13 protein-coding genes are annotated in these 12,565 nt (G+C 62.4%); 5 read left to right on the plus strand and 8 right to left on the minus strand.

The window, feature by feature from the left end; translation table 11 throughout:
* The first annotated feature begins 4 nt into the window (after positions 1–4).
* Positions 5–1,450 (plus strand): nicotinate phosphoribosyltransferase, encoded by a 1,446-nt coding sequence (locus ACTNB1_RS06160; RefSeq protein ID WP_441168385.1) that lies wholly within the window; start codon positions 5–7, stop codon positions 1,448–1,450.
* A 114-nt stretch (positions 1,451–1,564) separates the two neighbouring features.
* Here the strand turns inward: ACTNB1_RS06160 and ACTNB1_RS06165 are convergent, their stop codons facing one another.
* The 7 genes from ACTNB1_RS06165 to ACTNB1_RS06195 form a co-directional block, all read right to left on the minus strand.
* The gene (locus tag ACTNB1_RS06165; protein WP_441168386.1) at positions 1,565–1,978 is read right to left on the minus strand and encodes a hypothetical protein; all 414 of its coding nucleotides are present in this window, start codon (positions 1,976–1,978) and stop codon (positions 1,565–1,567) included.
* Positions 1,979–2,100: 122 nt separating this feature from the next.
* Positions 2,101–3,432: a glucose-6-phosphate isomerase gene (locus tag ACTNB1_RS06170; RefSeq protein WP_441168398.1), complete on the minus strand. Its 1,332-nt coding sequence runs from the start codon at positions 3,430–3,432 to the stop codon at positions 2,101–2,103.
* 114 nt (positions 3,433–3,546) lie between these two features.
* Positions 3,547–5,511 (minus strand): molybdopterin-containing oxidoreductase family protein, encoded by a 1,965-nt coding sequence (locus ACTNB1_RS06175; RefSeq protein ID WP_441168387.1) that lies wholly within the window; start codon positions 5,509–5,511, stop codon positions 3,547–3,549.
* A gap of 248 nt (positions 5,512–5,759) precedes the next feature.
* A complete protein-coding gene (locus tag ACTNB1_RS06180; protein ID WP_441168388.1) occupies positions 5,760–7,118 on the minus strand; it encodes a PFL family protein in 1,359 nt (452 codons plus the stop codon).
* A 174-nt stretch (positions 7,119–7,292) separates the two neighbouring features.
* Positions 7,293–7,562 carry an ACT domain-containing protein gene (locus ACTNB1_RS06185; RefSeq protein ID WP_441168389.1) on the minus strand — a complete coding sequence of 90 codons (270 nt, stop codon included), beginning with the start codon at positions 7,560–7,562 and terminating at the stop codon, positions 7,293–7,295.
* Positions 7,563–7,588: 26 nt separating this feature from the next.
* A complete protein-coding gene (gene yfbR, locus ACTNB1_RS06190) occupies positions 7,589–8,173 on the minus strand; it encodes a 5'-deoxynucleotidase (protein WP_441168390.1) in 585 nt (194 codons plus the stop codon).
* 109 nt (positions 8,174–8,282) lie between these two features.
* On the minus strand, positions 8,283–8,528 hold the full coding sequence (locus ACTNB1_RS06195; protein WP_441168391.1) for an HPr family phosphocarrier protein: 246 nt from the start codon (positions 8,526–8,528) through the stop codon (positions 8,283–8,285).
* Positions 8,529–8,696: 168 nt separating this feature from the next.
* Between ACTNB1_RS06195 and mtaB the strand changes: the two genes are divergently transcribed.
* Positions 8,697–9,986, plus strand: a complete 1,290-nt coding sequence (mtaB, locus tag ACTNB1_RS06200) for a tRNA (N(6)-L-threonylcarbamoyladenosine(37)-C(2))-methylthiotransferase MtaB (protein ID WP_441168392.1) — start codon at positions 8,697–8,699, stop codon at positions 9,984–9,986.
* Here the strand turns inward: mtaB and ACTNB1_RS06205 are convergent.
* Complete coding sequence (locus ACTNB1_RS06205; protein ID WP_441168393.1) at positions 9,976–10,530, minus strand: FUSC family protein; 555 nt, start codon at positions 10,528–10,530, stop codon at positions 9,976–9,978. The two genes, mtaB and ACTNB1_RS06205, sit on opposite strands and share 11 nt — an antisense overlap.
* A 110-nt stretch (positions 10,531–10,640) precedes the next feature.
* On the opposite strand from ACTNB1_RS06205, the gene thyA reads away from it, so the two are divergent.
* From thyA to ACTNB1_RS06220, 3 genes are read left to right on the plus strand one after another with little or no spacing between them, the layout of a single operon-like run.
* Entirely contained in the window at positions 10,641–11,471 is an 831-nt protein-coding gene (gene thyA, locus ACTNB1_RS06210; protein ID WP_441168394.1) for a thymidylate synthase, read from the plus strand.
* A gap of 15 nt (positions 11,472–11,486) precedes the next feature.
* On the plus strand, positions 11,487–11,963 hold the full coding sequence (locus ACTNB1_RS06215; RefSeq protein WP_441168395.1) for a dihydrofolate reductase: 477 nt from the start codon (positions 11,487–11,489) through the stop codon (positions 11,961–11,963).
* Positions 11,964–11,966: 3 nt separating this feature from the next.
* On the plus strand, positions 11,967–12,527 hold the full coding sequence (locus ACTNB1_RS06220; protein ID WP_441168396.1) for an NUDIX hydrolase: 561 nt from the start codon (positions 11,967–11,969) through the stop codon (positions 12,525–12,527).
* The last annotated feature ends 38 nt before the right edge of the window (positions 12,528–12,565 follow it).

Genomic DNA, 12,565 nt, shown 5'->3' on the forward strand with positions numbered 1-12,565 from the left:
CGCCATGAAGGAACATATGAATTACACCCTGCTCTGCGATTTCTACGAGCTGACCATGGGCAACGGCTACTTCCAGACGGAGGGATACGCCAACCAGATCTGCTACTTTGATATTTTCTTCCGCAACGTCCCCGACGGGGGCGGCTTTGCCATCGCCGCCGGCCTGGAACAGGTCATCGACTACGTGGAGCGGCTCCACTTCGACGAGGAGGATATTTCCTACCTGCGGAACAAGGGCTGCTTCTGCGAAGGCTTTTTGGAGTACCTGAAGACCTTCCGCTTCACCGGCGACATCTGGGCGGTGCCCGAGGGCACCCCCATTTTCCCCCGGGAGCCGATCCTCACTGTCCGCGCACCTGCCATTGAGGCTCAGTTTATCGAGACCTTCCTGCTGCTCACCCTGAACCACCAGTCTCTCATCGCCACCAAGACCAACCGCATCGTGCGGGCGGCGGACGGACGGCCGGTGAGCGAGTTCGGTTCCCGCCGGGCACAGGGTCCCGACGCGGCCCTGCTGGGTGCGAGAGCCTCCTATATCGCCGGGTGCGCCGGTACCGCCTGCACCCTGGCTGACGAGATGTACGGCTCCCCCGCCGGAGGCACCATGGCCCACTCCTGGGTCCAGATGTTCCCCGACGAGTACACCGCCTTCAAGACCTACTGCCAGCTCTATCCCCACTCCGCCACCCTGCTGGTGGACACCTATAACGTGCTCAAGTCCGGCGTTCCCAACGCCATCCGCGCGTTCAAGGAAGTGCTGCTGCCTCAGGGCATCACCAGCTGCGCCATCCGGCTGGACAGCGGCGATCTGACCTACCTGTCCCGGAAAGCCAGAAAAATGCTGGACGCGGCGGGACTCACCGAGTGCAAGATCGTGGCCTCCAACTCCCTGGACGAGTATATCATCCGGGATCTGCTGCTCCAGGGCGCCAAGATCGACTCCTTCGGCGTGGGTGAGCGGCTGATCACCTCCAAGAGCGAGCCGGTGTTCGGCGGGGTGTACAAGCTGGCGGCTGTGGAGGACAAGGAAGGGAACATCATCCCCAAGATCAAGATCAGCGCCAATCCGGACAAGATCACCAATCCTCACTTCAAGAAGGTGTACCGGCTCTTCGACAACGAGACCGGAAAGGCCTTTGCCGACCTGATCACCCTCCACGACGAGGTGGTGGACGACACCCGGCCTCTGGAGCTCTTTGATCCCGACGCCACCTGGAAGCGGAGCGTATTCACCAACTTCACCGCCAAGGAGCTGCTGGTGCCCATCTTCCGGGGCGGCAAGCGGGTATACCAGTCTCCTCCCATCGCCGAGATGCGAGCCTGGTGCGCCGGGCAGATTGACCTGCTGTGGGACGAGGTCAAGCGCTTCGAGAACCCCCACAATTACTACGTGGATCTGTCCCAGCGGCTATGGGACATCAAACAGAATCTGCTCAAGCAGCAGGGATAAACAAAAAATCTGCGCGTTCCAAGGATGGAACGCGCAGATTTTTTATACGCGCCGGACAAAAAGCGGCGGATGGATGCCCATCCGCCGCTTTCGACGTGCAATTTATTTGGCCGCTCAGAAATACTTCTTGATGCCCTCAGTGGCCAGAGAAGCGTCGGCGCTGATGGTGACGGTGAACTTGATGTTGTTCTTCTCGGAGAAGCTGTTCAGCCAGTCCAGGAAGTCCTCAACAGCGTGATCGGTGGCCTCGGAGCCCACGATCTTGGTCAGGCTGTCGATGAAAATATGGGTAATGTCGTAGTTGCCGGCATACAGGCCGCTGATGAAGCCCTTCAGGAAATCATAGCTGCCCATGTCGTAGTGGCTGGCCTCGACCAGACGGATCTTATAGTGAATATCATAAGTCAGCTTGGGCCCGCGCTCAATGCAGACAACATTACCGTTCTCGCTGTGCACAGCGGAATTAATGAGCTCGATCATTTGCTTGGTCTTACCGGTGCCCTTGACGCCCATGATCACTCTCACCATAGTTATCACTCCTTCTTAGTACGCCGGGACTCGCCCCCGGCCTGGTGCATTTATGTTACCATTTTTGCCGTTGGATTGCAACTGATTTGCTGAAGTTCACAAAAAATTCCGAAGTAGACCGCTCAGCCCAGGCGAGCCTCCAGCTCCGCCTTCTTATCCTCGTAGCCGGGCTTGCCCAGCAGAGCATACATGTTATTCTTGTAGGCCTCCACGCCGGGCTGGTCGAAGGGGTTGATCTCCAGCAGGTAGCCGGACAGGCCGCAGGCGTACTCAAAGAAATAGATCAGCGCGCCTACGCTCTTGGCGCAGCGGTCGGGAACGGTGACCATCAGGTTGGGCACGCCGCCGTCCACATGGGCCAGCAGAGTGCCCCGCATGGCCTGCTCGGCCACGAAGGACAGGTCCTTGCCTGCCAGGAAGTTCAGGCCGTCCACGTTGTCCGGGTCGTGGGGGATCGCCACCGTGCCGCGGCTCTTCTCAAAGCGCACCACGGTCTCCAGCATGAGCCGCTCGCCCTGCTGGATGTACTGGCCCATGGAGTGCAGGTCGGCGGTGAATTCCACGCTGGCGGGGAAGAGCGCCTTGCCGTCCTTGCCCTCGGTCTCGCCGAAGAGCTGCTTCCACCACTCGCCGAAGAAGCGGAAGGAGGGCTCATACCCCACCAGGATCTCCACCTTCTTGCCGGCGGTGTACAGGGCGTGACGGGCGGCGGCGTACTGCCAGGCGGGGTTGTCCGCGCCGGGCACGGCCAGGGCCTCCATGGCCTCCTGAGCACCGGCCATCAGCTCCACGATATCCACGCCGGCGCAGGCGATGGGCAGCAGGCCCACGGCGGTGAGCACGGAGTAGCGGCCGCCCACGTTGTCAGGCACCACGAACTCCTCGTAGCCCTCGGCGTCGGCCAGGCCCTTCAGGGCGCCCTTCTTGGCGTCGGTGGTGGCATAAATGCGCTTGCGGGCCTCCTCCTTGCCGTACTTTTCCTCCAGCAGGTTCTTGAAAATACGGAAAGCCACGGCGGGCTCGGTGGTGGTGCCCGACTTGGAGATCACGTTGATGGACCAGTCCTTATCCTTAATGAGGTCGATGACCTCCAGCATGGCGTCGGCAGACAGGCCGTTGCCGGCAAAGTAGATGTCGGGACCGTCCTTGTGGGTCAGGTTGAAGTTGGGGGAATTCACCAGCTCCACCACGGCACGGGCGCCCAGGTAGGAACCGCCGATACCGATGACCACCAGGGCCTGGGAGTTCTTGCGGATGCGCTCCGCCGCCGCCTGGATGCGGACGAATTCTTCTTTATCATAGTCCCGGGGCAGGTGCACCCAGCCGGTATAGTCGCCGCCCAGACCGCTGCCGTCTTCCAGCTTGGTCCGGCCGCTCTCCAGGGCATCCATCCGGCTGGTCAGCCAGTCCTGGGGCAGAAACGGGATCGCGTTGGAGGTGTCAAATTTGATCATCATAGTGACGTCACTCCTTATCTTTTTGCAGTGGGAATGGTATATGCTTATCATACACCGCTCAGGAAGATTTGACCAGAGAAAAAAGGCGCGTCCAACGGAAATTTTTTCAAGTCACGCCCGGCGGATCAGCACCGTGTTGTCGTTCATGGTGGTGGCCTCGCCCAGGTCGCTGAGCCGGGGGTGGGTCAGGCAATTGACGGTGTTTTTGCCGGGATAGACCCCCTCGGCCACCACCGTGCCGGGAGCCACTTTCCGGTCCAGAAGCACCGGACAGGTCATCTCCCCCAGCTCATTGGACAGCACCGCCCGGTCCCCGTGGGACAGGCCCAGGGCGGCGGCGTCTCCGCTGTTCATCCGCACCGCCATCTCTCCCCGCAGGGCGGTCAGCGCCCCGCTCTCATTGAAGGAGGAGTTGAGGGTATGGACCGCCGGAGCGCACACCAGCCGGAAAGGCTCTTCCCCGCCGTGGGGGGGATACCAGGTGATGGGGGCGGGGTCGGCCAGATGGATTTTCCCGTCCGCCGTCTCCACTGGCAGAGGGAAGGGGGCGTCCAGCACCACCGGCTCCCCCGCCAACACCTGTTTCTTCTGCTCCTTCGTCAGATAGGGACAGCCCTCCACCATCTCCCGGCACAGCTCCCCGACACTTCTCTGAAAGTGAGAGTCCTTTACACCCAAAACCCGGGCCAGCAGGGAGAACACCTGCCAGTTGCCCTTCACCTCTCCCGGCGGGTCGATCACCGGGCGCACGTACTGAATCTGCCGGTAGCCGTAGGGGGTGTACAAGTCCTCGGTCTCCACCATGTAGGGGGCAGGCAGGAGGATGTCGGCGTATTTGGCCGTATCGGTCATGTATCGCTCATGGACAATGGTAAACAGGTCCTCCCGCTCCAGGCCACGGAGGACGGCGTTCTGGTCGGAGGTCACCGCCGCCGGGTTGGCGTGGTAGACATACAGGCTGTGGATGGGGGTGCGGACCCCCTCACCAGCCAAAGCGGGTCCCAGCTGGTTGATGTTCACCCGCTGCGTGCCGGGCTTGGCCAGCCGGGGCAGCTTCACCAGGGACTTATCCACCAGGCTGGGGGAAGAGCACACCCCATAGGTGCCGCCGCCCCGTTTGGCCCAGGCGCCCACAGCGGCGGGGAGGGCGGCGATCGCCCGGGTGGCCTCGCCGCCGTTGCCGCTGCGGGAGAAACCGCTGCCCAGCACGATGCAGGGGGCTTTGGCCCTCCCGTAGGCCCGGGCCAGGGTGCGGACAGTCTCCGGCTCCAGACCGGTGATGGCCTGGGTGGCCTCCGGCGTCCAGCGGTCCAGGGTGGCCTTCAGCGACCCCCAGCCGGTGGTGTGGGCGGCGAGATACTGCTCGTCGGTGAGGCCCTCCGCCGCCAGTACCTGGAGGATGGACAGGGCCAGAGCACCGTCGCTCCCCGGCTTGACCAGAATGCTTTCGTCCGCCAGGACGGCGGATGGATTTTCATACACGTCAATGAGGATGACCCTGGCTCCTTTGGTCTTTGCCTGCCGGATGATGGGAGCCAGGTGGGCCCGGGTGGCGGGCACATTGGTGGACCACAGCAGGATGTAATCGCTCTCCGCCACATCCCAGGGGGACAGGTCGCAGGACTTCCCCATCACACTTTCCCAACCAGCGGACTTGCCCGAGCTGCACAGGGTGCGCACCAGCTCACTGGCTCCCAGGGCGTGGAAGAAGCCCTCGCCGCAGTTGCGGTGGACGGCTCCCATGGTACCGGCGTAGGAGTAGGGCAGAATGGTCTCCGCCCCATATCGGGCAATGAGCTCCTTCCAGCGTCCGGCGATCTCCTCCGCCGCCTCCTGCCAGGAGATGGGGGCAAACTTACCCTCCCCCTTTTTCCCCGTCCGGCGGAGGGGGGTGAGGATGCGCTCCGGGCTGTGGATGGACTGGGGCAGGTCCCGCAGCTTGGCGCACACCCAGCCGTTGGTATAGGGGTTGGCCGGGTCGCCGGTGATGGCGGTGATCCGGTCCCCGTCGGTCTCCACCAGCAGGGAGCAGCCCTCAGGGCAGTCGTAGGGACAGGCGGAACGATAGGTAGGCATAAGAAATCCTCCTTTTGAAAAAAAGGCCGCCGATCGGCGGCCTTTTTTCTATTAGTTTTTCAGGCTCTGCAGCGGCGCGGGGATCCGGCCATCCCAGGCGGGCAAGCCCGCCTGGGTCCCCAAAGGCAATCTTACTTGCTCGGGCCAAATGAATTGGCCCTGCGCCAAGGTTTTGCGCCTCCAGCGCAAAACGCTTGTACGGCGCAAAGCGCCGCCCCATCTGCGATGGGTCCCCGGGGCGGCCGTTTTTAATTCTTCAGGCTCTGCAGCGGTGCAGGGATACGGCCGCCGCGGGCAATGAACGCCTCGGCGCTCTGGGGATGGACGGGCATGACGGGGGCGGAGCCCAGCAGGCCGCCGAACTCCACGGTGTCACCCACCACCTTGCCGGGAGCGGGGATGATACGCACGGCGGTGGTCTTGGAGTTGACCATGCCGATGGCAGCCTCGTCGGCGATGATGGCGGAGATGGTGGCGGCGGAGGTGTCGCCGGGGACGGCGATCATGTCCAGTCCCACAGAGCAGACGCAGGTCATGGCCTCCAGCTTGTCCAGGTGGAGCACGCCGGAGCGGGCGGCGGCGATCATACCTTCGTCCTCACTGACGGGGATGAAGGCGCCGGACAGGCCGCCCACGTGGGAAGAGGCCATAACGCCGCCCTTCTTCACCGCGTCGTTGAGCAGGGCCAGAGCGGCGGTGGTGCCGTGAGTGCCGCAGGTCTCCAGGCCCATCTCCTCCAGGATACGGGCCACGGAGTCCCCGATGGCGGGGGTGGGAGCCAGGGACAGGTCCACAATGCCGAAGGGTACGCCCAGACGGCGGCTGGCCTCCTGGGCCACCAGCTGACCCATACGGGTCACCCGGAAGGCGGTCTTCTTGATGGTCTCAGCCACCACGTCGAAGGGCATGCCCTTCACCGCCTTCAGGGCGTGGTGTACCACGCCGGGGCCGGAGACACCCACGTTGATGACGCAGTCGCCCTCGCCGGGGCCGTGGAAGGCGCCGGCCATGAAGGGGTTATCCTCCACGGCGTTGCAGAAGACCACCAGCTTGGCGCAGCCGAAGCCGCCCTGATCGGCGGTCATCTCGGCGCACTCCTTGATGACACGGCCCATGACGCCCACGGCGTTCATGTTGATGCCCGCCCGGGTGGAGCCCACGTTGACGGAGGAGCACACCAGATCGGTGCGGGCCAGGGCCTCGGGAATGGAGCCGATAAGCTTCCGGTCGGCCTGGGTAGCACCCTTCTGCACCAGGGCAGAGAAGCCGCCGATGAAGTTGACCCCTACCGCCTTGGCGGCGCTGTCCAGCGCCACGGCGAAGGGAACGTAGTTATTGGTCTCGGAGGCGCCGGCCACCAGTGCGATGGGGGTTACCGAGATCCGCTTGTTGACGATGGGGATGCCGAATTCCGCCTCAATGGCCTCGCCGGTCGCCACCAGGCGCTCTGCCCGGCGGGTGATCTTGTCGTAGATCTTGCGGCAGGCCACATTGGGGTCGGGATCGGCGCAGTCCAGCAGGGAGATGCCCATGGTGATGGTGCGCACGTCCAGATGCTGCTGGTCGATCATGTTAATGGTATCCAGAATTTCGTTGGTGTTAATCATAAAATGATGTACTCCTTATGGTCCGCGTACCTGCGGGCTTCTCGTTGTCACGCTGCGCACGCCTCACGGCCGGGCCGCCTTCCCTCCGTCTCGGGCTGGTCTGCGGGCCACTTTGCGGCCCTCCGCTCGCCCTCGCTCCGGTCCAGGCTCCCCTGCTCGGCGGCTCCGCGCTTCTCAAATCCGGTGCATGGCGTTGAAAATGTCCTCACGCTGGGCGCGGATGGACAGATCCCGCTCTTTGCCCTCCTGCTCCAGCAGGGCGGCCAGCTCGGCGAAGGGCAGATCGCACTGGTTGGCGTCCACCAGCATGACCATGGTGAAGTAGTCCTGCAGAATGGTCTGGCTGATGTCCAGGATATTGACGTTGTGCTGGGCCAGCAGGGCGCACACCATGGACATAATGCCCACCCGGTCCTTGCCCAGAACGGTGACGATGGCTCTCATATACAGACTTCCTTTCTCTCTTTGCTTCATCCCAACTCATCCAAAGTAAGCCCGAAGGCCGGGAGAAAACGCTCCATGAAGTAGTCCACCTCCGGCAGGCCGTAAGCCTTCAGGGCCTCCAGGGTCTGCTCGGCGGCCTGGCGGAACTCGTTGTTGCCCGCCTTCAGCTCCTCCACACACTTGATGTAGGCGGAGAGCTTGTCGGCCGCCTTCACCAGAGCGCGGGTGTCCGGGTCATACTCCTCCCGCACCAGAGGCTCATAGGCACCCCGCAGCTCCGGGGGCAGCATGTCCAGCAGCTTGCCGGCGGACACCTGCTCCACCTGCTTGTAGGCGTCCCGGATGTCGGGGCTGTAATACTTGATGGGGGTGGGCAGATCCCCGGTGAGGATCTCCGGCGCATCGTGGTACAGGGCCGCCGCCGCTGCCAGGCCCGGGTCCGCCGGCTTGCCCAGCACGTCCCGCCGGATCACCGCCAGGGTGTGGGCCAGCACCGCCACCATGTGGGAATGCTCCTGGATATTTTCCTGAAAGGTATTGCGCATCAGCCCCCAGCGGTTGATGTACCGCATCCGGGAGAGATAGGCGAAAAATGAAAACTGCCGCTCCATACCGCGCCCCCCTCAAAAACATGTTATTTTACCATAGCAAGCCAGGACTTGTAAACCCGCATGACAAAAAAGCGCCCCTTAGGGGCGCTTTTTCCAAAGCCGGGTCAGCTTACTCCGGCATCTTGACTTCAAAGGCGGCCACGCTCTGCTCAAAGGCCTCCCGCTCGCTGTCGGAGCCGTGGACCTCCACCCGCACCGGCTGGGACAGGTCCAGGGAGAACAAGCCCATAATGGACTTGGCGTCGACCACATACCGGCCGGACAGCACATCCACCTCACAGGGGCAGCAGGTGGCTGCGTTGACAAACTGCCTGACGTCCTCAATGGAGGAAAGCGACACATAAAATGCACTCATAGCGGAGCACCTCCTGAAATCCTCTGTACAAGGGACCCGCCCTTGCTTTATAATATAGTTTACCCTTATTATAGACTGTGTGAGGGAAACATTTCAATGCAAATGTCCTGTCCGGGCACAATTTCTGTCTTTTTCACAAAGCACCGTGACAGAGTGAAAGGAATTGCCATGCGAGTTGCCATTTATACCCTGGGCTGCAAGGTCAACCAGTATGAGACCCAGGCCATGGAGGCTGAGCTCACCCGCCGGGGCCACACTTTGGTCCCCTTTGACGGGGAGGCGGAGGCCTATATCATCAATACCTGCACCGTGACGGCGGTGAGCGACAAGAAGTCCCGCCAGACCATCCGGCAGGCCAGAAAGCGGGCTCCCCACGCCATCGTGGCGGTGTGCGGCTGCTACGCCCAGACCGATCCGGAGGCGGTGGAGGCTCTGGACGTGGATCTGGTCATGGGCTCAGCCCACCGGATGGAGTTTCTGGACCGGCTGGAGGCCCTGAGTCCCGATGGAGGCCAGGTGGTGGACGTGGACGACGCTCTCCGCCGCCGGACCTACGAGCATCTCCCCGCCGGCGGGCTGGAGGGGCGCACCCGTGCCATGCTGAAGGTGGAGGACGGCTGCGTCAACTTCTGCACCTACTGCATCATCCCCTACGCCCGGGGACCCATCCGCTCCCTGCCTCTGGAGCAGGCTGCCGCTGAGGCCGCCAGGCTGGCGGCGGACGGCTACAAGGAGCTGGTACTCACCGGCATCGAGATTTCCTCCTGGGGCCGGGACCTGGAGGGCAAGCCCCACCCCATCGAACTCATCGAGGCGGTATGCACGGCCGCCCCTGGCTGCCGGGTACGGCTGGGCTCTCTGGAGCCCCGCACCATCACCGAGGAATTCTGCCGCCGGGGCGCCGCCCTACCCAATCTGTGCCCCCACTTCCACCTGTCTATGCAGTCGGGCTGCGACAGTGTTTTACAGCGGATGAACCGAAAATATGATACCGCTCGGTATTATGAGAGCGTCAGATTACTGAGAGAATACTTTGATCGGCCCGGAATCACCACAGACCTCATTGTGGGCTTCCCCGGAGAGACCGAGGAGGAGTTTGCTCAGACCCTGGATTTCATCCAGAAGTGCGCCTTCTCCGCCATGCACATCTTCCCCTACTCCCGCCGCTCCGGCACCCCCGCCGCCGCCATGCCCGGACAGGTACCCAACGCGGTGAAGGAGGACCGGGCCCATCGGGCGGGCGCCGTGGCCCGGGATATGCACCGCTCCTGGCTGGAGAGCTGGGTGGGTCAGACCCTGCCGGTGCTCTTCGAGGAGGAAAAGGACGGTCTGTGGCGGGGCCACGCCCCCAACTACACCGAGGTGTTCGTCTCCGGCCAGGGATTACACAACGTGATCTGTGACGTAAAAATAACAGGCCTTCATAACGAAGGCCTGCTTGGAACACTCAGTCTGTAAGTTCTTTTTTGCCGAATTTGGCTTTGAACGCCTCCTGCCAGGCGTCCAGCCGCTCCCGGGGAAGCAGCCAGTTGATGAACAGGGACATCAGCACACCCACGCCGGTGTCCAGCATGCGGTTGAGGGAGTAGGAGACGTAGTTGTCCGGTCCGATGGAGAACAGCAGCAGACAGAGCACCACGCCGCCGGGCTGCACCGCACCCACCCAGAAGATCTGGGCCAGGATGATGAGGATGACCACACCCACAAACAGGAGGGGCACCAGCAGCAGGTGGCCGTCCCCCTCCGGGTAGAAGATCAGATAGAACCGGTAGAGGGCAATCCCCAGGAATCCGCCGATGATGGTACCGAACAGGCGGTTTCCTCCGTGGAGCTTGGAGTGGTCCATATTGGCGCCCATACCGAAGATGGCGCCGATGCAGGCAAAGGCGGGATTTCTTTGCCCCAGAAAATAATAGATCAGGGCGCAGAGGGAGGCAGAAAGGGCGGTCTTGAGGTTGCGCAGTCCGATATGGATCGCGGGCTTCTGGGCGGCTTCTTTCACAATGATCACGCTCCTGGGCGTCAATACTGATAAGTATAAGATATCACAAAATTCCTGCCGTTTCCAGCTCAAAAAACGAAACGGCATATCAGAAAAACAGGAGGACTGACATGAGCCGCGCCGACGAACTGTTTATCCAGAACTGCAAAGAGATTTTAGCCCACGGGGTGTGGGACACCGACCAGCAGGTGCGTCCCCGCTGGGAGGACGGGACCCCCGCCCATACGGTGAAAAAATTCGGCATCATCAACCGCTACGACCTGCGGGAGGAGTTCCCGGTGCAGACCATCCGAAAGATGGCCTTCAAGAGCGCGGTGGACGAGCTTTTGTGGATCTGGCAAAAAAAGTCCAACAATATCCACGACCTGAACAGCCACATCTGGGACGCCTGGGCCGATGAGAGCGGCTCCATCGGCAAGGCCTACGGCTACCAGCTTGGCGTGAAGCACATCTATCCCGAGGGGGAATTCGACCAGGTGGACCGGGTGCTGTATGACCTGAAGCACAATCCCGCCTCTCGGCGGATCATGACCAACCTGTACAACCACCACGACCTCCACGAGATGGCCCTCTACCCCTGCGCCTACTCCATGACCTTCAACGTCAGCGGGCATACCCTCAACGCCATCCTCAACCAGCGGTCCCAGGACATGCTCACCGCCAACGGCTGGAATGTGATGCAGTACGCCGCCCTGGTCCACATGCTGGCCCAGGTGTCCGGCCTGGAGGCCGGGGAGCTGGTCCACGTCATTGCCGACGCCCACATCTATGACCGCCACGTACCGGTGGTGGAGAAGATCATCTCCCGCACCCCCTACGAGGCTCCCAAGCTGTGGATGGACCCGTCCGTCACCGATTTCTACGCCTTCACCAAGGACAGCGTCAAGCTGGAGGGCTACCAGTTCCACACTCTGGACCAGCCCATCCCGGTGGCGGTATAAAAGGAGGGCGTTTCTATGAATGTGATCGCGGCCGTGGATCAAAACTGGGCCATCGGCAAGGACGGGGACCAGCTGTGCTACATCCCCGCTGACCTGAAGCGGTTCCAGGCCCTCACCTCCGGCCATACCGTCATCCTGGGCCGGAAGACCCTGGCCACCTTCCCCGGCGGCCGTCCCCTGAAGAACCGGCGGAACCTGATCCTGTCCCGGGACCTCTCCTTCGCCCCCGAGGGCGCGGAGGTATTCCGGGACCTGGACAGCCTCCGCACCGCCGCCCCGGCGGATGCCTTCGTCATCGGCGGCGCCAGCGTATACCAGGCCCTGCTGCCCTTCTGTGACAAGGCCTATCTCACTAAAATCGACCACGCCTGGCCCGCCGACGTGTTCTTCCCCGACCTGGACGCCGACCCGGCCTGGAAAATCGTTGAGGAAAGCGAGCCTCTGGAGCATGAGGGGCTGTTCTTCCGCTATGTGACCTACGAGAGGGTGTAAGCGATGTATATCGATGACATTGCCGCCTATGTGCCTCAGACGGAGCAGGAGGCGGCAGACAAGGAACTGATCCTGGACTACATCCGGCGGTTCCCGGACAATATCCTCACCCGGGAGAACAAGATCGCCCACATGACCAGTTCCGGCTTTGTAGTAAATGCCGACTGCTCCAAGGTACTGATGGCCCATCACAACATCTACAAGGTGTGGGCCTGGACCGGCGGCCACGCCGACGGGGACGCCGATCTGCTGGCGGTGGCTCTGCGGGAGGCCCGTGAGGAGACGGGAGTGACCCACATCAAGCCTCTGAGCACCTCCATCGCCTCCCTGGATATTCTGCCGGTATGGGGTCATGTAAAGCGGGGACAGTGGGTGTCCTCCCACCAGCACCTGAACGTGACCTACCTGCTGACGGCGGAGGAGGGAGATATGCTCCACTTCCGGGAGGGAGAAAACACCGGCGTAGCCTGGCTGCCGGCGGACCGGCTGCTGGAGCTGACCAACGAATGGGAAATGGACGAGGTATACACCAAGCTGCTGGCACGGGCCAGAGCTCTGCTCTGAATAGAAAGAGGCGGGGGGGGGGGGGGGGGGTGGGGGGG

This window comes from Flavonifractor sp. HCP28S3_F3 (genome assembly GCF_052065355.1).
GTDB lineage: Bacteria > Bacillota > Clostridia > Oscillospirales > Oscillospiraceae > Flavonifractor.